Annotated in this window: 20 protein-coding genes; 7 read left to right on the top strand and 13 right to left on the bottom strand. The window is 70.1% G+C overall.

Annotation, left to right across the window (positions count from 1 at the left end; genetic code table 11):
* Nucleotides 1-20 precede the first annotated feature (20 nt).
* The 8 genes from ACZ7OO_RS23240 to ACZ7OO_RS23205 form a co-directional block, all read right to left on the bottom strand.
* Complete coding sequence (locus tag ACZ7OO_RS23240; protein WP_471507174.1) at nucleotides 21-902, bottom strand: carbohydrate ABC transporter permease; 882 nt, start codon at nucleotides 900-902, stop codon at nucleotides 21-23.
* Nucleotides 899-1,855 (bottom strand): carbohydrate ABC transporter permease, encoded by a 957-nt coding sequence (locus ACZ7OO_RS23235; RefSeq protein ID WP_471507172.1) that lies wholly within the window; start codon nucleotides 1,853-1,855, stop codon nucleotides 899-901. Before ACZ7OO_RS23235 ends, ACZ7OO_RS23240 begins: the two co-directional genes overlap by 4 nt.
* A gap of 5 nt (nucleotides 1,856-1,860) precedes the next feature.
* Nucleotides 1,861-3,213, bottom strand: coding sequence for an ABC transporter substrate-binding protein (locus tag ACZ7OO_RS23230; RefSeq protein WP_471507170.1), 1,353 nt, complete (start codon nucleotides 3,211-3,213; stop codon nucleotides 1,861-1,863).
* 140 nt (nucleotides 3,214-3,353) lie between these two features.
* Nucleotides 3,354-4,349, bottom strand: a complete 996-nt coding sequence (locus ACZ7OO_RS23225; protein ID WP_471507168.1) for a LacI family DNA-binding transcriptional regulator — start codon at nucleotides 4,347-4,349, stop codon at nucleotides 3,354-3,356.
* A 57-nt stretch (nucleotides 4,350-4,406) separates the two neighbouring features.
* On the bottom strand, nucleotides 4,407-5,222 hold the full coding sequence (locus ACZ7OO_RS23220) for an ABC transporter permease (protein WP_471507166.1): 816 nt from the start codon (nucleotides 5,220-5,222) through the stop codon (nucleotides 4,407-4,409).
* A gap of 11 nt (nucleotides 5,223-5,233) precedes the next feature.
* Complete coding sequence (locus ACZ7OO_RS23215) at nucleotides 5,234-6,097, bottom strand: ABC transporter permease (RefSeq protein ID WP_471507164.1); 864 nt, start codon at nucleotides 6,095-6,097, stop codon at nucleotides 5,234-5,236.
* A 3-nt stretch (nucleotides 6,098-6,100) separates the two neighbouring features.
* On the bottom strand, nucleotides 6,101-7,291 hold the full coding sequence (locus ACZ7OO_RS23210) for an ABC transporter substrate-binding protein (RefSeq protein WP_471507162.1): 1,191 nt from the start codon (nucleotides 7,289-7,291) through the stop codon (nucleotides 6,101-6,103).
* Nucleotides 7,292-7,320: 29 nt separating this feature from the next.
* Complete coding sequence (locus ACZ7OO_RS23205) at nucleotides 7,321-8,352, bottom strand: ABC transporter ATP-binding protein (protein ID WP_471507160.1); 1,032 nt, start codon at nucleotides 8,350-8,352, stop codon at nucleotides 7,321-7,323.
* Nucleotides 8,353-8,475: 123 nt separating this feature from the next.
* Here ACZ7OO_RS23205 and ACZ7OO_RS23200 point away from each other — a divergent pair, with 123 nt between their 5' ends.
* Together ACZ7OO_RS23200 and ACZ7OO_RS23195 are read left to right on the top strand one after the other, a co-directional pair.
* Entirely contained in the window at nucleotides 8,476-9,216 is a 741-nt protein-coding gene (locus ACZ7OO_RS23200) for a FadR/GntR family transcriptional regulator (protein WP_471507158.1), read from the top strand.
* A 38-nt stretch (nucleotides 9,217-9,254) separates the two neighbouring features.
* On the top strand, nucleotides 9,255-10,034 hold the full coding sequence (locus tag ACZ7OO_RS23195; RefSeq protein WP_471507156.1) for a cache domain-containing protein: 780 nt from the start codon (nucleotides 9,255-9,257) through the stop codon (nucleotides 10,032-10,034).
* Between the two features lie 228 nt (nucleotides 10,035-10,262).
* On the opposite strand, the gene ACZ7OO_RS23190 is transcribed toward ACZ7OO_RS23195, so the two are convergent.
* Complete coding sequence (locus tag ACZ7OO_RS23190) at nucleotides 10,263-10,934, bottom strand: MmyB family transcriptional regulator (protein ID WP_471507154.1); 672 nt, start codon at nucleotides 10,932-10,934, stop codon at nucleotides 10,263-10,265.
* Nucleotides 10,935-11,192: 258 nt separating this feature from the next.
* Between ACZ7OO_RS23190 and ACZ7OO_RS23185 the strand changes: the two genes are divergently transcribed.
* From ACZ7OO_RS23185 to ACZ7OO_RS23175, 3 genes are all read left to right on the top strand, one after another.
* On the top strand, nucleotides 11,193-11,849 hold the full coding sequence (locus ACZ7OO_RS23185) for a helix-turn-helix domain-containing protein (RefSeq protein WP_471507152.1): 657 nt from the start codon (nucleotides 11,193-11,195) through the stop codon (nucleotides 11,847-11,849).
* A gap of 39 nt (nucleotides 11,850-11,888) precedes the next feature.
* Nucleotides 11,889-12,440, top strand: a complete 552-nt coding sequence (locus tag ACZ7OO_RS23180) for a toxin-antitoxin system, toxin component (protein WP_471507403.1) — start codon at nucleotides 11,889-11,891, stop codon at nucleotides 12,438-12,440.
* Nucleotides 12,441-12,674: 234 nt separating this feature from the next.
* On the top strand, nucleotides 12,675-12,902 hold the full coding sequence (locus tag ACZ7OO_RS23175) for a hypothetical protein (RefSeq protein WP_471507150.1): 228 nt from the start codon (nucleotides 12,675-12,677) through the stop codon (nucleotides 12,900-12,902).
* Nucleotides 12,903-12,924: 22 nt separating this feature from the next.
* Here the strand turns inward: ACZ7OO_RS23175 and ACZ7OO_RS23170 are convergent, their stop codons facing one another.
* Together ACZ7OO_RS23170 and ACZ7OO_RS23165 are read right to left on the bottom strand one after the other, a co-directional pair.
* On the bottom strand, nucleotides 12,925-13,605 hold the full coding sequence (locus tag ACZ7OO_RS23170) for a 4'-phosphopantetheinyl transferase family protein (protein WP_471507148.1): 681 nt from the start codon (nucleotides 13,603-13,605) through the stop codon (nucleotides 12,925-12,927).
* Complete coding sequence (locus tag ACZ7OO_RS23165) at nucleotides 13,553-14,458, bottom strand: metallophosphoesterase family protein (RefSeq protein WP_471507147.1); 906 nt, start codon at nucleotides 14,456-14,458, stop codon at nucleotides 13,553-13,555. Before ACZ7OO_RS23165 ends, ACZ7OO_RS23170 begins: the two co-directional genes overlap by 53 nt.
* A 365-nt stretch (nucleotides 14,459-14,823) precedes the next feature.
* Here ACZ7OO_RS23165 and ACZ7OO_RS23160 point away from each other — a divergent pair, with 365 nt between their 5' ends.
* The gene (locus tag ACZ7OO_RS23160) at nucleotides 14,824-15,954 is read left to right on the top strand and encodes an ATP-grasp domain-containing protein (protein ID WP_471507145.1); all 1,131 of its coding nucleotides are present in this window, start codon (nucleotides 14,824-14,826) and stop codon (nucleotides 15,952-15,954) included.
* A 219-nt stretch (nucleotides 15,955-16,173) separates the two neighbouring features.
* Entirely contained in the window at nucleotides 16,174-17,853 is a 1,680-nt protein-coding gene (locus ACZ7OO_RS23155) for a carbohydrate binding domain-containing protein (protein ID WP_471507143.1), read from the top strand.
* Nucleotides 17,854-17,880: 27 nt separating this feature from the next.
* Here ACZ7OO_RS23155 and ACZ7OO_RS23150 read toward each other — a convergent pair whose 3' ends face one another.
* Both ACZ7OO_RS23150 and ACZ7OO_RS23145 read right to left on the bottom strand, forming a co-directional pair.
* Entirely contained in the window at nucleotides 17,881-18,750 is an 870-nt protein-coding gene (locus tag ACZ7OO_RS23150; RefSeq protein WP_471507141.1) for a sulfotransferase family protein, read from the bottom strand.
* Nucleotides 18,751-18,942: 192 nt separating this feature from the next.
* Nucleotides 18,943-20,193, bottom strand: coding sequence for an alpha-L-fucosidase (locus tag ACZ7OO_RS23145; RefSeq protein WP_471507139.1), 1,251 nt, complete (start codon nucleotides 20,191-20,193; stop codon nucleotides 18,943-18,945).
* Nucleotide 20,194 lies beyond the last annotated feature (1 nt).

Here is a 20,194-nt window from a genome sequence, read left to right as displayed (position 1 = left end):
TTTCTGTCGGAGGAAGGGCGTCAGCCCTTGGTGCTGCCCGCGCTGATCCCGGCGATGATGTGCCGCTGGAAGACGAGGAACAGCGCGACCATCGGGATGCTGGCGATCACCATCGCGGCGATGAGCACGGTGAGCTGGATGTTCTGCGACAGCTGGACCAGGGCCACGCTGATGGGCTGCTTGTCGGTGTCGGAGAAGACCATCAGCGGCCACAGGAAGTCCTGCCACACCGCGACCAGGGCGAAGATCGACACCACCCCGAGCACCGGGCGGGACATGGGCAGCACCACCGACCACAGGATGCGCAGCTTTCCGGCGCCGTCGATCTCGGCGGCCTCCAGCACGTCACGCGGCAGCTGGTCGAAGAACCGCTTGAGGAGGTAGAGGTTGAAGGCGTTGGCGACAGCCGGGAGCCAGATGCCGAGCGGGTCGTTGAGCAGGCTGGTGTGGATGAACGGCAGGTCGGCGACGGTCAGGTACTTGGGTACGACCAGGGCCTGGGCCGGGACCATCAGAGTGGCCAGGATCCCGCCGAGGACCACCTTGCCGAAGGCCGGCTTCAGTTTCGACAGGGCGTAGGCGGCGGCCGTGCAGAACACCAGCTGGAAGGCCCAGGCGCCGGCCGCCTGCACCACCGTGTTCCACAGGTGCTGCGGCAGCTGCATCAGGTCCCAGGCGTCTGTGTACCCGGTCAGGTGCAGGTGCTTGGGGATGAGCGTGGGCGGGGTCTGGGCGACCTCGTCCGGGGACTTCATCGCGCCGGTCACCATCCAGTACACGGGGAACAGGAAGGCGAGCGCGAAGAGCAGGACGACACCGGTGAAGACGGTCCAGTAGACCGCCCTCCCGCGCGGGCGGGCCAGGGTCGCCGGTGAGATCAGGGTTCGGGTGGCGCTGCTCATCCGTCCTCCCCGGAGCGGGTCAGCCGCAGATAGACGGCGGAGAAGACACCGAGCAGCACCAGGAGCATGACGCTGAGGGCGCAGGCGCCGCCGAAGTCGTTGTAGAGGAAGGCGTACTTGTAGATGAGGTAGAGCACGGTGACCGTTGCGTTCTCCGGGCCGCCCCCCGTGATGACGAACGGTTCGGTGAAGACCTGCATGGTCGCGATGATCTGAAGGAGCATCAGCATCAGGATGACGAACCTGGTCTGAGGGATCGTCACATGCCGGATGCGCTGGAGGAGGTTGGCGCCGTCGAGTTCGGCGGCCTCGTAGAGCTCGCCGGGGATGGACTGGAGGGCGGCCAGGTAGATCAGGACGGTGCCGCCCATGTTGGCCCACGTGGCCACGATCACCAGGGAGACGAGCGCGGTGTCGGCGCCGTTCGACCAGTTCGAGGTGGGCAGGTGCAGGAAGCGCAGCGTCTCGTTGGCGAGGCCGGCACCGGGGTCGTAGAACCACTTCCACAGCAGGGCGCTGACCACCGGCGGGATCATCACCGGGAGGTAGACCACGACGCGGAAGAAAGCCTTCGCGTGCCGTAGTTCGTTGAGGACCAGGGCGAGGACGAACGGGATCGCGAAGCCGATCAGCAGCGCCAGCAGCGTGAAGGTGAGGGTGTTGCGCCAGGCCGCCGAGAACTCGGGGTCGTGCAGGACCCGGGTGAAGTTGGCGGTGCCGACCCATTCGGGGGGCGAGCCGGGCGTGTACTTCTGGAAGGCGATCACGACCGCGCGGATCGCCGGATACCAGGAGAACAGGGCGAAGCAGATCAGTCCGCCGAGCAGAAAGCCATAGGCACGGGCCTGGTCGAGGAACCGGCGCCGCCTCCGATCCCCTGCCGGGGACGGCGCCGGGGCCTGTCGGGCGCCGACCGCCGCCGGGGCAGGTCGGCGCTCGGCCGTCTTGGTCATCGCGGTCAGCTCCGGGCCAGGATGCCGTCGATCTTCTCGTTGGCGTCCTTGAGGAGCTGGTCGATGTCGGCGTCCTTCTTGGTGAGGACGGCGGAGACGGTGCCGTCGAGGACGGAGTAGATCTGCTGGGCGTTGGGCGGCTCGATCTTCATCTGGAGGGACTGGTTGCCCTCCAGGAACGCCTGGTAGTTCTCCACCGGGACGTTGGCGTTGGCCTTCTTGACCTGCTGGTCCTTGGCGTCGGCGGCACCGGTGAACAGGCGCGGCTCGGGCAGGCCCACGGGTGCGTTGTTCTTCTTGGCGCGGGCGTAGTCGCCGAGGAAGCCGTCGCCCGGGGTGAGGAACATGGAGTCGAGCCACTTGAGGCCGGCCCGGATCTGCGCCGGGGTGTCCTTCTTGTTGAACATGTAGCCGTCGCCGCCGATGAGGGTGCCCTGGCCGCCGGGCATCGGGCCGAGGGCGAGGTCCTTGTAGTTGCCGCCCTTCTCCTTGACCAGGATCGGGATGTTGTCCGGGGCGGAGAGGTACATGCCGAGCTTGCCCGAACCCATCATCTGCTGGACGTCGTTGATGATCAGCAGCTGCTTGCTGCCCATCGAGTTGTCGGTCCAGCGCATGTCGTGCAGGTTCTGCAGGACGGCGTGGCCCTGCGGGGTGTCGACGGTCGCCGTCTTGCCGTCGGCGGAGACGACGTCCCCGCCCTGGGAGTACAGCTCGGCGGTGAAGTGCCAGCCGCCCTGGTTCTGGGCGCTGTAGTCGGCGTATCCGACGGTCCCGTTGCCGAGAGCGGCGATCTTCTTGGCGTCGGCGCGGACCTCTTCCCAGGTCGTCGGCGGCTTGTCGGGGTCGAGACCGGCCTTCTGGAAGAGCGCGCGGTTGTAGATCAGCCCCATGCTGTATCCGGTCCGTGGGATGCCGTAGACCTTCCCGTCCACGGTGTAGATGTCCCGCAGCTGCTTCTGGATGGTGTCGTAGCTCTTCAGGTCCTTGAGGTACGGCGTGAGGTCGGCCGCCTGGTTGATGTTCACGACGTGCTTGGCGTCGGTGAAGTACGTGTAGAAGACGTCCTCCATCTGGCCGCCGGCCAGCTTGGCGTCGAAGGTCTTCGGGTCCTGGCAGGGGAACGCGTCGTGCGCGACGACGTCGATGTCCGGGTTCTTCTTCTCGAAATCGGCGATGTCCTGATCGAAGAACGTGCGGTCGACCTTGGCGCTCTTCGGCGGCTCGCAGTTGACGGTGATACGCGTCTTGCCGCTTCCCGCGCCGTCGTCACTCGACCCGCAGGCCGAGGCCGAGAGCGCTAGGGACGAACAGACACCTATCGCGACGAGAGCACGGCGGAACCCGGTGCTGGACATCGGTGGACCCCCCAGAACAGGAGCAGTGGGCGCCGCACCGGGACCGGTGGGCGCCGCACACTCAAGCACCGGTGACAGGCGACCGCAAGATGTCGCGCAGAATCTGTAATTATTCGACAGCAGATTGGATCTGCTGACACTCAGACCTTGGGCGCTTGCGCTGTCGAGCCTCGGACCACCAGCTCCGGCTCGAACAGCAGCTCCTCCGGCGGTACGGCGGTGCCGCCGATCTGCACGTTCAGCAGCTCGACGGCCGCGCGGCCCATGGCCTCGATGGGCTGGCGGACGGTGGTCAGCGGGGGTTCGGTGCAGTTCATGAAGGCCGAGTCGTCGTAGCCGACGACGGAGATACGGGAGGGGACCTCGTACCCCTTGCGGCGGGCGGCGCGGATGGCGCCGAGCGCGAGGGGGTCGCTGGCACAGATGATGCCGGTGACGCCCCGGTCGATCAGCCGGGACGCGGCGGCGTGGCCGCCCTCGATGGAGAAGATGGCGCGGGCCACGAAGTCGTCGGGCACGTCGCCGATCGCCCGCGCCGCGGCGAGTTTCCGGGCGGACGGGACATGGTCGCCGGGACCGAGGACGAGCCCGATGCGCTCATGGCCGAGGGAGGCGAGGTGCCGCCAGGCCTGCTCCACCGCCACCGCGTCGTCGCAGGACACGCCCGGGAAGCCGAGGTGCTCGATGGCCGCGTTGACCAGCACCACCGGGATGTTGCGATCGGCGAGCAGCCGGTAGTGGTCGTGCGGCGCGTCTGCCTGAGCGTAGAGGCCGCCGGCGAAGACCACCCCGGAGACCTGCTGTTGCAGCAGCAGCTCCACGTAGTCCGCCTCGGAGACGCCGCCCTTGGTCTGGGTGCACAGCACCGGGGTGAGCCCGAGCTGGGCGAGCGCGCCGCCGATGACCTCGGCGAACGCCGGGAAGATGGGGTTCTGCAGCTCGGGCAGGACCAGACCGACGAGCCGGGCGCGTTCGCCGCGCAGTTGGGTGGGGCGCTCGTAGCCGAGGACGTCGAGGGCCGAGAGCACCGCCTGCCGGGTGACCTCGGAGACCCCGGGCTTGCCGTTGAGTACCCGGCTGACCGTGGCCTCGCTGACCCCGACCTTCTTGGCCACTTCCGCAAGTCGTCGCGTCATGGTCGCAAGACTAGCGCAAGTTACGCAAGCTGTTTGCGTAAGCCGGAGGAGCCGGGGTCAGACGCGGCTGCCCGTCGCCGTGTCCGCCGACAGCCGCTGGGCGACGTAGATCGGGACCACTGACAGCAGCACGAGCACGGCCGCCACCACGTTCACCACCGGTGCCTGCTGGGGGCGGGTCATGTTGTCGTAGATCCACAGCGGCAGGGTCTGGACGCCCGGTCCCGCGGTGAAGGTGGTGACCACGATCTCGTCGAAGGAGAGCGCGAAGGCGAGCAGTGCGCCCGCGAGCAGCGCCGAGCGCACCAGCGGGAAGGTGATGTCGGCGAAGGCACGGAAGGTGTCGGCTCCCAGGTCGGCCGCCGCCTCCTCGTAGGTGCCGGAGGTGCGGCGCAGCCGGGCGACGACGTTGTTGAAGACGATCACGACACAGAAGGTGGCGTGTCCGACGACCACGGTGAACAGGCCGAGTCCGACGCCGAGCGGCTGAAGGACCGTGCTGAAGGCCGAGTTGAGGGCGATGCCGGTGACGATACCGGGCAGGGCGATCGGCAGGACGACCACGAACGAGAGGGCGTCCCGGCCGAAGAAGCGGTGACGGGCGACCGCGAAGGCGATCAGCGTGCCGAGCACCAGCGCGATCGCGGTGGCCCCGAGCCCCGCCTTCACCGAGGTCCACAGGGCGTCCCGGGCACCGGAGCTGCGCCAGGCGGCCGACCACCAGCGGGTGGTCAGGCCGGGCGGCGGCCAGCTCGCGCTCCGGTCGGGGTTCAGGGAGTTGACGAGGACCAGCAGCAACGGCACGTAGATCACCGCGAAGCCGAACCCGGCGGCGAGGCGCACCGCGATCCGCGCGGAACGGGAGAGTTGCACGGCGGCCTCCTCTACAGGCTGCTCAGCGCGCCCGTGCGGCGCATCGCGAGCAGGTACAGCACGATGACGACGACCGGGACGGTGGCCAGGGCTGCGGCCATGGGCAGGCTGAGTTCGATGTTGGCGTAGACGAGGTTGCCGATGAGCTGGGTCTTGCCGCCGACGATCTGCACGGCGATGTAGTCGCCGAGGCTGAGCGAGAAGGTGAACACCGATCCGGCGGCGGCCGACGGCAGCACCATCGGGAGGACCACGGAACGGAAGGTCCGCCCGGCGCGGGCGCCGAGGTCCGCGGACGCGTCCAGCAGGTTGTCGGGCAGCTGCTCCAGGGCGGTGTGGATCGGCAGGATCATGTACGGCAGCCACAGATAGGTCAGGGTGAGCACGGTGGCCGGCAGGCCGAAGCCGGGCCCGCTCAGCCCGAGGGGTTTCAGCAGCCAGTCGGCGAGCCCGCCCTCGGACAGGATCAGCCGCCAGGCGTACACCTTGACCAGGTAACTCGCCCACAGCGGGGTGAGGATGGCGACCACCAGGAGCGGGCGCCGGCTCGGCCTGGCCACCCGGGCGGTGTAGAAGGCGACCGGGAAGGCGATCACCGCGCACAGGGCGGTCACCGCGAGGGCGACGCCGACGCTGCGCCAGATCACCTGCCGGAACACCGGGGTCGTGAACAGCTCGTGGAAGTTGTCGGTCGACCAGACCTTCACCACCTCGGAGGTGAAGGAGTCCGTCGTCCAGAACGCGGAGACGAACAGCACGGCCAGGGAACCGAGGTAGAGCACGGCCAGCCACAGCAGCGGTGCGGTCAGCAGCAGGGCGAGGCGGAGCCGGGGGCGCCGGTGCAGCGCCCCCGCGGTCCGGGTGAGCACGGTCATGGCTCAGCCCTTGATCTCGGTCCAGGCCTGCACCCACTTCGCGTACGGCACGCACTTGACGTCGGTACGGCCGTCGAGGCACTGCTCGATGGGCGTGTTCCAGAAGGCGATGTTCTTCCAGTAGCTCTCGTCGGCCGCGTGATAGGTCGTGCAGAAGTTCTTGTCGCTGGTCAGCGCACAGGCCTTGGCGTTGGCCGGGGCCTCGCCGAAGTACTCGGCGACCTCGGCGTTGACCTTCGGGGAGACGATCCAGTCGAGCCACTTGTAGGCGCAATTGGGGTGCTTGGCCTTGGCGGAGACCATCCAGGTGTCGGACCAGCCGGTGGACCCCTCCTTGGGCACGAAGGCCTTGATCTTGGCGCCCTCGTCGGCGGCCAGGTTGGCGATGACCTGCCAGCTGGTGCCGATCACGGAGTCGCCGCTCTTGAAGGCGGAGATCTCCTTGAGGTAGTCGCTCCAGTACTCGCCGATGTCCGCGTTCTGCTTCTTCAGCAGGGCGACGGCCGCGTCGAACTGCTTCTGGTCCAGCGCGTACGGGTCCTTGATCTTCAGCTCGGGCCTGGTGGCCTTGAGGTACAGGGCCGCGTCGGCGATGTAGATCGGCGAGTCGTAGGCGGTGACATGCCCCTTGTACTTCGCCGCGTCGTCGAAGACGGCCGACCAGGAGGTGGGCGCGGGGGTCACCTTCTGGGTGTTGTACATCAGCAGGTTGGCGCCACGGCCGTGCGGGATGCCGTACATCTGACCCTTGACCGAGTTCCAGGCGCCGTTCTTCAGGCCGCTGAAGACGTCCTTGTAGTTCGGTACGAGCTTGGTGTTCACCGGGGCCGCGTCGCCGGAGGCGATCAGGCGCAGGGAGGCGTCGCCGGATGCGGAGACGGCGTCGTACTCGCCGGTCTTCATCAGTTTGACCATCTCGTCGGAGCTGGCGGCGACCTTGGAGTGGACCTGGCAGCCGGTCTGCTTCTCGAAGTCGGTGACCCAGTCCACCTTGGGGTCGTCGGAGCCGTCCTCGACATAGCCGGCCCAGGCGATCAGGTTGACCGCGCCCTCGCTCTTGCCGAGCTTGGCCAGGGGCTTGAGGTCGGGCGGGTTGAGGCCGGTGGAGGAGCCGGAGCCGGAGGAGCCGCAGGCGGTGGCGGCCAGCAGCAGGGCTACGGCGGCGGCCGCGGTGAGGGGACGGGTGAGGCGCACGACGTACTCCAGACGTGAGGGACGGCGGATCAGCCGGGGACGTGGACGGTGTGCCGGCGCTGCCAGCGCAGCCGGACGCGGGTGCCGCGGTAGGCGGCGACGTCTTCGGCGGAGGTGTCGAGGTTCTGCTGGAGCGCGGTGAGCCGGCCGCCGCCGTCCAGGTCGACCAGGAAGCGGGTGGCGTCGCCGAGGTAGACCACCTCGGCGACGGTGCCGACGGCGTCGGCGTGGCCGGGTTCGCCCGGGGCCGCGGTCTCCTTGAGGACCCGGATCTTCTCGGGCCGGATGCTGTGCGTGCCGCTCTCGCCGAGCACGCGCCGGGCGGTGTCCCCGATGAGCAGGTTGGAGGTGCCGACGAAGGAGGCGACGAAGGCGGTGGCGGGGCGTTCGTAGATCTCGGCAGGGGTGCCGACCTGTTCGATACGGCCCTGGTGGAAGACGGCGACGCGGTCACTCATCGTCAGGGCCTCCTCCTGGTCGTGGGTGACGAAGACGAAGGTGATGCCCACCTCCCGTTGCAGGGCCTTTAGTTCGAGCTGCATCTGCTCGCGCAGCTTGAGGTCGAGGGCGCCGAGGGGCTCGTCGAGCAGCAGGACGCGGGGTCGCCCGACGAGGGCGCGGGCGAGGGCGACGCGCTGGCGCTGGCCGCCGGAGAGCTGGGCGGTGCGGCGGGCGCCGAAGCCGTCGAGCCGGACCTCGGCGAGGGCCTTGCGGGCGCGGACCAGGCGTTCGGCCCGGGGGACCTTGCGGACCTTGAGGGAGTAGGCGACGTTCTGCTCGACGTTCATGTGCGGGAACAGGGCGTAGTCCTGGAAGACGGTGTGCACGTCCCGTTCGAAGGGCGCCCGGCGGGTGACGTCCTGCCCCGCGAGTTCGACCACGCCCGAGGTGGGGGTCTCGAAGCCGGCGATCAGACGCAGGACGGTGGTCTTGCCGGAGCCGGAGGGGCCGAGCATCGAGAAGAACTCGCCGTCGCGGATCTCCAGGTCGACTCCTGCCACGGCGCTGGTGTCGCCGAACGACTTCCGCAGATCCCGCAACCGGATCGCGCTGGCCTCCATGGGCGGGAACCTTTCTGGCGCTCTCTGGCGTTGGACTTGATGATCGGAAAGATATGAAGTCATAGTTCAAAGCTCAAGACCCTTCTGAGGTAAAGCTTGGGTCAACGCACAGGGTGGTGGGCCGTGAAACAGCAGCAGACGGACGGCGGCGCCCGAAAGGCCGTCTTCGCCCCGGTGGACAGCGGGGCCCGGGTGAACGCCGTCGTACGCCGGATCGGCGACGCCATCGAGCTCGGCCTGCTCGCCGACGGGGAGCAGCTGCCCGGCGAGACGGAGCTGGCCGGACAGCTCGGGGTGTCCACGGTGACCCTGCGGGAGGCGCTGATGGCACTGCGCCAGCAGGGCCTGGTCGTCACCCGCCGGGGCCGCGGCGGCGGCAGTTTCGTGTCGCTGCCGGACACGCCCGGCCGGGAGCGGCTCATGGAGCGGCTGCGCGGCTGGAGCCCCGAGGAACTGCGCGACCTCGGCGACCACTGGGCGGCCCTGTCGGGCACCGCCGCCCAGCTCGCCGCACAGCGCACCGAGGACCACGACCTGGACCAACTCCGCCGGACCACCGACGAGTTGCGCAGGGCCCGGGGCGCGTCGGCGCGGTGCCGGCTCTACGGCCGCTTCCATGTGGAGCTGGCCGCCGCCGCCCAGTCGGCCCGGCTCACCCGGGAACAGGTCGCCCTCCAGACGGAGACCGGGGCGCTGCTGTGCCTTGTGCTCGGCGACGACGAATATCGTGAAGAGGTGGCGGACCGTCACCGGTCCGTAATCTCGGCCGTGCAGGATGGGGCGGACGCATCGGCCAGGGAGCTGGCCGAGCGGTGCGTGCGGGACTCGACGGCACGGCTCATCGCCCTGCGGCTTGCCCTGTAGCCGCGCCGCGCCCGCTCCCCCGTCCGCCGGAGGGCAGCATGAGCCGCGGCACCGTCCCCTCCACTCCCGTGACCAGGACGCTGGACACCGGCGAGGAGTATGTGGCCGAGCGGGTCGGCCGCGCCCTGGAGGCGGTGTTCGACGCCGTCGCGCAGACCCGCGCCGACACCACCGCGCTGCTGGCCAGGGTGGCCGCCGAGGGCCGCAGGCCGGTGACCGCGGACCTGGCCGCGCTGCGCCCCGGGCTCCATCTGCGCCTGGCCCGGCAGGAGTTGGTCTCCGGTGTCGGTTTCGTCGCCGCGCCCGGACTGCTGGCCGACGTCCCGGCCTGGCTGGAGTGGTGGCAGACCGACGCCCACGGGGACGTACGGCCGCTGCTCCTCGACCTCGACCCGCGCACGTCGGCCTACTCCGACTACACGCACTGGGACTGGTTCACACTGCCCCGGGACACCGGGCGGCGGGCGGTGGCCGGCCCGTACGTCGACTACCTCTGCTCGGACGAGTACAGCCTCACCCTGTCCGCGCCGGTGGAACGGGCGGGCCACTTCCTGGGCGTGGCCGCCGCCGACGTGTACCTACGGCACTTCGAGGCGGCCGCGCTGCCCCTGCTGCGCGCGCTGCCCGGCCCCGCCCGGCTGGTCAACGCCCGCGGCCGGGTGGCGGCGTCGTCGGACCCGGCGCATCTGGCCGGCTCGCTGACCAAGGGGCCGGACTTCGCGGCCGTACTGGAGAGCGGGCGACCGGGCGCGTTCGGCGCGCTGCGGCTGGTGCCCTGCCGGGGCGTGCCGCTCGTCCTGGCGGTGGCCGCGGCATGACACGGAACCCGCGTCCGGGCCGGTGACGGTGAGGGTGCCCGGGGCGGGTAGGCGGGTGAGTGTCCGAGGCAGGTGACGGCGGCGATGTCCGGGGCGGAGCGATGGAGACGCCCGCGGCAGAAGCCGACGCGGACGTCTCGGGCAGAAGCCGATGCGTTCGTCCCGGGCAGCGTCGGCGCGGGCGTCCGGCCCGGCGCCGTCGGCGACCTGAACGCCGACGGTGCCGGGTCAGGCGTCGGGGGCGGGGACCACGGTCAGGTGGGCGCCCAGACCGCCGGGCCGGCGGGAGCGGCGCGGGGCGGCGGCGGGGCGGGGGGCGACGCGCAGCACCAGGGTGTAACGCGCGTAGCCCATGTCGTGAAGTGTCCTGGGGGTCTCGCCGACCACCCGGCACTCGGTGGCGCCCAGCAGCGGGTCCGGGTGCAGCACCGGCCGGACGGCACCGTCGAGCCGGGCGCCCTCCTCGCCGACCGCACGCAGCCAGTGCGGCAGGCCGTGGCGGAAGGCGGCCTCCATGATGGGGTCCTGGGCGATCTCCCGGCGGATCGACAGGAGTTCGTGGTCGTGGGCGTACCGCTCCAGGGTGGTCTTGAACTGGGCCAGCATCGGCAGGCACCAGCCCGACTCGTGCGCGTCGAGCACCGAGCCGGCGTCCGGGTGGAAGAGGACGAACCGGAGGAAGTTGTCCCCGGGCATGGCGGTGGGATGCGGGGCGACCCCCCCGAAAAGTGTCTCGAACGCGCCGTTGGCCAGCACCACGTCCCAGCGGTGGTCCACCACCAGGGACGGGAAGGGAACCGCGTCCAGCAGCAACGCGTAGTCCTGGAGATATGCCTGGGCCTCAAGACTCTCGGGGACGGGCCGCGGCACCGGCCGCCGCCCACCTGCCTGATATGCCATCGGGAGGTCACCCCTCTTGCCTATGCGGCCTTCTCGCGGCGATGTGATCCTGCTGCCCCACCCAGAGGCATGTCAACTATCGTGGCATTTCATGCCCGTTGGCGGCCGAAATTGGCCACAGTTGTGGCGACACCTGGATGCGAGTTCGAACCACCCGCTAATCTCCGGGAAGTTCACACACGGGAAGTCCATGGGAAGTCCACGGCGGCCACATGTGCGAAACCTCTGATTCCTCTGAGAGACGTAGGAGTTCTGTCGGTGACGGATGGCTACGAGGATCCGGGCGCCACGGCGACCGCCCAGCTGCCGGCCGTCGTCTCCCGCGTCACCGCGCTCGCCGACCGACTCGGCGTCGCGTATACCGAGGTCTACGACGTCGAGCGGCTCTCCTATGCCTGCGGTGTCCCCGAGCAGGTGGTCAAGGCCCTGCTCAGCGGCCGGCCCGCGGGCGAGCCCGACGTCCAGGAACGCTTCCTGCAACGCCTCGACCTGCTGCGCCGCACCCGGCTCAAGCCCAATGGCCGCAAACACACCCAGCAGGAGATCGCCGACGGCGCGGGCATGTCCCGGCAGCAGGCCGGCGCCCTGCTCAACGGCGACCGGCGGCCGACCATGGAGCACTGCGACGCCCTTCAGCGCTTCTTCCGGGTGCACGCGGGGTTTCTCACCGCGGCGGACCCCGAGGCCCTGGCCGGCGCCCTCCAGCGTGTCGAGCAGGAACTGCTGCAGAAGCTGGCCGACCGTGAGCGGGCGGCGGCCGAGGCCGCGGCGGACCCCCTGAAGCGGCTGCTCCAGGACCACGGGGTGCGCGGGATCGCGTGGCGGGCCGCCCAGCTCCCCACCGACCAGCACCGGGACAAGGTCGCGGAATGGCTGGACATGCTCCTGGAGAGCGTCAGGCGGCCCGAGTCGTGAGCTGAGGGGGAACAGGAGAACATGGCCATCGGCAGGGAGATGCGCCGGCTGAGCGGTGCGCTGGTCGGGGAACTGACCCTGCCCGCGCCCGCCGCGCCGCAGGAGCTGTACCGGGCGCTGTGCGACGCGATGGGCCGCCGCCGCGGCCGTCCGGTGCTGTTCCGTACGGCCGTCTTCCCGCCCGGCACGGCCAGCGGGCTGTGGCTCGACCTGGCCGACCGCGACCTGGTCGTGGTCGAGGAACGCACCGCGCCCGACCACCAGTTGGTGATCCTCGGTCACGAGCTGTGGCACATGCACGCCGACCACCACGGCCATGACGTCGAGGGGGTCGCGGTGGCGGCACGGCTCATCGACGAAGGCACGGGCACCGACGCGCGCATCGACCGGGCCGCGATCCAGGCCGCCGTCCGGCGGGTGGCCGCCCGTACCCGCTCCGACCAGGCCGAGGAGCAGGACGCGGAGACCTTCGGGCTGCTGCTGGCCAGCAAGTGCCGGACCTGGCTGGTGGGTTCCGCCCTGCGAGGTCCGGTGCGGCGGCACGACGTGGCGGGGCGCATCGAGGCCTCGCTGGGCTATCCGGGGAAGTGAGCACCGGCCCGGCCGTACGCCCCTGCCGGCCGGATTCCGCTGCGGGCCGGGCGAAGAGACGTTCCCTCAGAGAGATTCCCGATGCGGTGCCGCGTCGGCTGAGCGGGCGAACCGGGGCGTAGCGAGCAGGCGTTGTCAGTGGCGGACGGCAAGCTGGTGGGTGCGCACCGCACACGCGGTGCCGCCGCGCCGTCCGGGCGCGTGACCGTGACGACCGACGGGGAGAGCCGAGCCATGCCCACCACCGTACTGACCGACCGTGAGCGCACCGCCGTCCAGGCCTATCTGCGGCTGCTGCACACCGTGCGCGCCGCCTTCGACGGACCGCCGGACGCCGCGCGCCCCTTCCTGGTCCCGCCGGCCGTGCTCACCGAAGCCGAGGAGGCGCTGGCCGGCGCGGGACTCGCCGGCAACGAGGAGGCGTTCTTCCGGCTGCTGCGCGACTGGTGCCCACCCACCTGAGCCCACGGCGCACCCGGAGGGGTCAGGGGTGCGGCACGACCACGGCCGAGGTCAGCATGCCGTGCCCCACGCTCCAGCGGCCTTCGAAGACCTGCAGCCGCTGGCCGCCGAGCTGCGGGCCGGGGATGAGGAGGCGGGCGTGCAGGGTGCCGTGCGGCCGTTCACCGGGCTCCGGGACCAGCTCGATGTCGGCCTCCATGAAGTCCAGCCACTTCCCGGTGAGGGGGAACCACGCCTTGTAGACGGACTCCTTGGCGCTGAACAGCAGCCGGTCCCAGTGCACGTCGGGCCGCTCGGCCGCGAGCAGGCCGAGCCGCTCCCGCTCCGAGGGCAGCAGGACGGACTCGCCGACGCCCTCGGGCAGCGGGGCGTGCGGTTCGGCGTCGATACCGAGGGAAGCCAGGTCGGTGGCGCGGACCAGGGCGGCGGCACAGTAGCCCTCGCAGTGGGTCATGCTGCCGACAAGCCCGTCCGGCCAGCGCGGTGCGCCGCGCTCGCCGCTCACGACGGGCTGCGGCGGGACCCCGAGCTTCTCCATGGCACGGCGGGCGCAGGCGCGCACGGCGGAGAACTCGCGGCGGCGCTTGGGCACGGCACGCGCGACGAGCGCCGCCTCCTCGGGGTAGAGGGGGGCTTCGCGGATCGCCTCGTCACCGAGCATCTCCACGGCCACCACCGAGTCCGGGAGCAGCTCCTCGATCACCGGTTCCGACCTCCATCGGCAGAATACGGCGCAGCTCGCCCGGGGGCCGGGAGCGCTTGCGCCACTCGCGGGGGTATCCCACGGAGACCTCTTCGAAGCGGACGCCCTCGTGCCAGGTGGTCCGGGGGATGTGCAGATGCCCGTAGACCATGGTGTCGACGCGGAACCGGCGGTGCCAGTCGGCGGTGAGGGTGGTGCCGCACCACATGGCGAACTCGGGGTACCACAGGACGTCCGTGGGGTGCCGGTCCAGCGGGTAGTGGCCGGCCAGCACGGTCGGCAGTTCCCCGGGCAGCTCGGCGAGCCGGCGCTCGGTGGCCTCGACCCGGGCCCGGCACCAGTCCTCGCGGGTCGGGTAGGGGTCAGGGTGCAGCAGGTACTCGTCGTTGCAGACGATGCCGGTGCCGTGCGCGTACGCGAGGCCCTCCTCCTTGGTGGCGCAGCCGGCCGGCAGGAAGGAGTAGTCGTAAAGGAGGAAAAGCGGTGCGACGACGACGGGGCCGCCCGGGCCCTCCCAGACGGGATAGGGGTCCTCGGGGCTGACCACGCCGAGTTCCCGGCAGAGGTCGACGAGGTGCTCGTAGCGGGCGACGCCGCGCAGGGTGACCGGATCCTTGGGGTGGGTCCACAGGTCGTGGTTGCCGGGGGCCCACAGCACCTTGCTGAAGCGGCCGGCCAGGGTCTCCAGCGTCCAGCGGATGTCGGCGACGGTCTCCGCGACGTCACCGGCCACGATCAGCCAGTCGTCATCCGTCCCGGGGCGCATCTTCTCGACGAGCTCGCGGTTCTCCGGGTACGAGATGTGCAGGTCGCTGATGGCCAGCAACTGCCCGGCACCGGCCGTGGACTCCACCCCGTACCCCTTCCGATCATGTCGTCACCGCCCACCTCAGCACATGACGGGTCCACGGAACAAGGGGCCCTGTCGGCCTGTCGGCGGTCATTCGCCGGCATGCCGTAGAGCGGTCGCCGTGCGGTGCCCGGCCGACGGCCGTCAGTCAAGGAAACCGACGTGGACGGTGCAGGAAAACGCGCGTGGACAGTCCCGGTGAATCCGTAACACCCGCGTTGCACGCGGGGCCCCTTGAAAGCCGTATGATCCCCCCAACACCACCGCCAGGAACCTCCCTTCACCCAGGGCGGTTTGGTGTTCCTCCAAGTACCCTGCCCGGGCACGGGCCGCCGAGTCCTGCCCGAAAAGCCCGAAAGGCGGCCTGCATGCTCTCTCGCGTACGCGTCTGGCTCAACCGCACGTACGCGGAGAACGTGTTCTTCATGGATCAGCTGCGGAGAAATCCCAGCGACCGGGCGGTCGAGATCCATGCGACGCACGGTGACGCCGACTCCCCCGTGCTGGCCGCCGCCGACACCGCCGACCTGGAGCCGGAGGGCCTCTCCCCGGCCGGCTACGTCGAGTACGCGCTCGACCAGTGCCAGCGCCGTGGCATCGATGTCTTCGTGCCCCGGCTGCACCAGTCGGCGATCGTCGCGCACCGGGCCGACTTCGCGGCGATCGGTACGGCCCTGCTGGCGCCGACGCCGGAGGCGACCGCCGTCTTCGAGGACAAGGCGACCGCGTACGAGGCGGTCGGCGCGGTCGGTGTCCCGGTGCCGCCGTGGTGGCGGGTCCGCACGGCCGACGAACTGCTCGCCGCGGTCGAGGAACTGGAGGCCGACGGGCACAAGGCCTGCTTCAAGCCGGCCGCCGGTGCGGGTGGTGTGGGCTTCCGGGTGATCACGCGCGCCCCCTTCTCGCTCTTTCACCTCAACGGGTTCCCCGGGCCCTACGTCCAGCTCGACCTGGTCCTCGACGCGGTGCGACGGGCCGACCAGCCGGTGGACTGGCTGGTGATGCCGCGCCTGGAGGAGCCGGAGGTGTCCGTGGACTGCCTCACCGGGCCCGACAACCGGGTCCGGCTGGCGGTGGGCCGCACGAAGAAGGGACGGCGGCGCGGATTCACCCTCGACGAGCGGTGGCTGGAGCCGGCCCGGCTGATCGCGGAGGGCTTCGGGCTGCACTACCTGTCCAACATCCAGTTCCGGATGTACGGCGACGAGCCGGTGCTGCTCGATGTCAACACGCGTCCCGCCGGAGGGTTGCACCAGCTGTCACTCTGCGGGGTCAACGCGCCTTGGGCGGCCCTGCAGTTGGCGCTGGGCGAGGACCCCGGGGTGATCGAGCCGCCGTTCCTGGGGCAGGACTACGCGGTGGTGTCGGGGCCGAGGCCTGTGTTGCCCTCGCTTCCTGTACGGCGGGAGGAGGTCGACGAGGTGGTGCTGCCTGCGCCCAGGCCTGCAGCGGTGGAGCAGGTTGGGGCCGAAGCTGCGGCTGAGGTGCTGCCGCTCTAGGTCGTCGGCCGACTGCGGGTCCACCGTGGCTGGTCGCGCCCACGCGGCGGCGCCGCCCGTCGAAACAGCCCCGCGCCCCTGACGGGGCGCTTCAGCCCACCGGTATGGACCAATTGCGCCCATCTCCTTGACAGGCAGATTGGTCCATACCAAGTTGGTTGCGCACTCCTTTGCACCTTCGTGCACTCCCGAACACCCCCATTCCTGCAGGGAGATCGCGTGCGCAACTCGCTCAGACGTTCCAGACGTCGGATACTCGCACTGCTCGGGTCCGCCGCCCTCGCGCTCGCCGGGGCCATCGCGCTTCCCGGTACCGCGCAGGCGGCCAACATCCTCTCCAACCCCGGCTTCGAGTCGGGGAGCCTCTCGCCCTGGTCCTGCACCGGGAACCTGGGCTCGGTCGTCTCCTCCCCCGTGCACGGCGGATCCAAGGCCCTCGCGGGGGCCGTGAGTTCCAGTGACAACGCCCAGTGCACACAGACCGTCGCCGTGCAGCCCAACACCACGTACTCGCTCAGCGGCTGGGTCCGCGGCTCGTACGTCTATCTCGGGGTGACCGGCGGCGCCTCCACCTGGACGACCTCGCCGTCCCAGTACAGCCAGCTGAGCGTCTCCTTCACCACCGGGGCCACGCAGACCAGCGCCCAGATCTATGTCCATGGCTGGTACGCCCAGGGGACCTACTACGCCGACGACATCAGCCTCGACGGGCCCGGCGGCAGCTCCGACACCCAGGCGCCCACCGCGCCCGGCGGCCTCACCTCCACCGGCAAGACCTCGTCCAGCGTGTCGCTGTCCTGGTCGGCCGCGACGGACAACGTCGGGGTGACGGCGTACGACATCTACAGCGGGTCGAGCCAGGTGCTGAGCGTCTCCGGGACGAGCGCCACGGTGAGCGGGCTCTCGCCCAGCACGTCGTACACCTTCAGCGTGAAGGCCCGTGACGCGGCGGGGAACGTCTCGGCCGCGTCCAACTCCGTGAGTGTCACGACCGACGCGGGCAGCGGCGGCGGGACCGGGTTCAAGCAGGCCGCGCCGTATCTTTACGAGGGCTGGGGCGATCCCCCGAGCCCGTCCACGGTGATGAGCGCCACCGGCGTCAAGTGGTTCACGATGGCCTTCGTGCTGGACTCGGGCGGCTGCACCCCGGCCTGGGACGGCAGCCGGGCGCTGACCGGCGGCGCCGACCAGAGCGCGATCAACCAGATCCGGGCGGCCGGCGGTGACATCGTGCCGTCGTTCGGCGGCTGGCAGGGCAGCAAGCTCGGCGCCAACTGCTCGTCCGCGAGCGCGCTGGCCGGGGCGATCCAGAAGGTGATCGACGCCTACGGTCTCAAGGCCGTCGACATGGACATCGAGAACACGGACGAGTTCGAGAACGAGGCCGTGCAGGCGAAGATCCTGACCGCACTGAAGACGGTCAAGGCCAACAACCCCGGCCTGAAGACGATCGTCACCTTCGGGACGTCCACCACCGGGCCGACGTACTACGGCAACCGGCTCATCGAGCAGGCGCAGTCGCTCGGCGCCGGCATCGACGTCTTCACGATCATGCCGTTCGACTTCGGTGGCGGCGCCGACATGTACGGCAACACCGTGGCCGCGGCCGAGGGCCTGAAGGCCAAGCTGAAGTCCACGTTCGGGTGGGACGACGCGACCGCCTACGCGCACATCGGGATCTCCGGCATGAACGGTCTGTCGGACCAGCAGGAGACCACGACGCCGGCGATCTGGACGCAGATCCGTGACTGGGCGAACTCGCACCACATCGCCCGGCTCGCGTTCTGGTCGGTCAACCGGGACCGCGGCTGCGCGGGCGGCGGCGTGGTGAGCAACTGCTCCGGGATCAGCCAGAACAACTGGCAGTTCACCTCGATCACGGCCGGCTTCACCGGCTGAGCATCGGCAGCGGTGGCGTGGGGGTGCCTAGACCGGGTACCCCCACGCCTTCGCTATCTCGGCGAGCCGGGGCGGGAGTTCGGCGGTGGGGTCGGCCTTGCGGGCGGCCTGGATACGGCCGGACTTGATCTCCTGGCTCCAGTCGCCGAGCTTCGGCTTGAAGGTGCCGTGGTCCTTCTTGCCGTAGTCGAGCATGCCGCTCTCCCACGGGACGCCGAGGTACGCGCACAGGTCGCGGGTGACCCGCTCCGGTTCGGCGGTGAGGTCCTCGTACGTGATCACATGGGCGCCGGTGAGCTTCTGGCGGGCCTCTTCGAGCTTCGCGGCGTAGCTCAGGACCTCGGCGCGGATCGCCTCGTGGTCGGGGTCGGCGCGGCGGCTGGTCAGGGACTGGATGACGGCGCCGGGGTGGCGCAGCAGCAGGACGAACCGGGCCTCGGGCCAACATCGGTGCAGCCGAGGCCAGATAAGGGTGTTCGGCGGAGTCTTGTCGATGATGACGTCCTTGCCGCTGCGGCTGAGCTCCAGGTGCAGCACCCGGTCCCACAGGACGTGCTCCAGTTCCTCGCGGTCGAGGTCCAGCTCCTTCATGGCGTCCGCGGTGAACTCCCTGGACATACGGACGTGGACGGTACGCAGATGCATCTCGTGCGGGGCGCGGATGCGGCTGTGGCTGTTCAGCAGGACCCGCAGCAGCGTGGACCCGGAGCGCACCGAGGAGAGGACGAAGACCGGGGACTTCACCAGGCGCGGGGCGAGCGGGGCCACATACCCGTCGGAGGTCCGCGGATCGAGGGCGCGCTGCGTCGGGATCGCGTCCAGGGTCTTGCGCGGGGGACTCACCGCCTGCGCCATGAGCCGTCCCCGGCGCTTGAGCCCCTTGGCGATCGCTGACATTCGCGGGTCTCGCACGGTGATGCCTTTCTCTCGTCCCTGCCGTTCCGCATCCCAGGGGTGGCAGGCGAACTCAAGATGTCCAAGAGGCGAACGAAAGGGTTCACGGCGGCCCGAAAAGCCGCCGTGACCTGCCAACTTACCGTTCTCTTAATTCTTCATATGAGAATTCCCGACTTTCGACTTCAAACCGGATCAGAACCGGCCGGAACCCCGGTACAGCTCCAGCTCCCCGTCCAGTTCGACGGCGAGGACGGTGGCGTACGGGTCGAGGTCGGCCGCCGTCGGCGGATCGATCCACAGCACGCCGACCGCCTCGTGCAGCCCGCCGACCACCCGGTGGCCCAGCTCCGCCCCGCTGCCGAGCACGCTCACCCTGCGCACCCCGGTCACCAGGCCCCGGACGCCGATCTCGGCGCGCGGGGCGTCGAACAGGGTGAGATAGAGGGTGCGCCGGTCGGCGGAGAGGGTGCTGGGCCCGTAGTGGTGCCCGGCCGGCAGGCCGCGACCGGTGCCGTACACCGCCTCCGCGTGCCTGCGGATCCACTCCCCCAGCCCCTCTAGGCGCTCCACCTGTGGCTGCGGGATGGTGCCGTCCTCCATCGGGCCGACGTCGAGCAGCAGATTGCCGCCGCCCCCGATGGTCTCGGTGAAGTAGCGGATCAGCTGGGCGAGCGACTTGTGGTTGTGGTCGTGGTGCTGGTAGCCCCACGAGTCGTTGATCGTCAGGCACAGTTCCCAGGGGCCGTCCGGCGGCACGACGGGGGCACCCTGCTCGGGCGTCGCGTAGTCGCCCTCGCTGAGCATGCGCGCGTTGAAGACGACATGCGGGACGTACGACCGGACGAGCGCGGCCAGTTCGGGGATCCGCCACTGCTCCTCGCTGCGGTCCCACTCCCCGTCGAACCACATAAGGTCGGGGCGGAAGCGGGAGGCCAACTCCGATATCTGGCCGTCCCGGTAGGCGATGAACCGTTCCCAGGCGGCCAGGTCCTCGTGCTCGGCCGCGACTTCGGAGTAGCGGTTGTCGGCCAGCTCCGGCGGGCGGCCCGGCTTGCGTGTGGAGGCGTAGTCGGGGTGGTTCCAGTCGGAGTGGGAGTAGTAGAGGCCGACCTTGAGGCCCTTCTCCCGCAGGGCCTCGGCGTAGGGGCCGACGTAGTCCTTGCCGAGGTTGAGGTCGCCGTACGCGGTGTCCCACAGGGCGACACCGTCATGGTGTCGGCTCGTCAGTACGGCGTACCGGGCGCCGGCGCGGGCGAACAGGTCCGCCCACACGCGAGGGTCGTAGTGGGCGCCGGTGAAGCGGTCCAGCTGGGACATGTACTGCTCGTGCGGCACGATGTCGTCGTAGAAGGACCAGGACTCCTGGACCCCGTCGACGGCGTAGATGCCCCAGTGCACAAATATCCCCAACTTGGCATCGGTGAACCAGGGTTGTATGGCCATG

The sequence above is a fragment of the Streptomyces sp. NPDC111744 genome (assembly GCF_055634995.1).
Note: the sequence above shows the minus strand (reverse complement) of the source record. Positions and strands in the feature narration are given on the sequence as shown.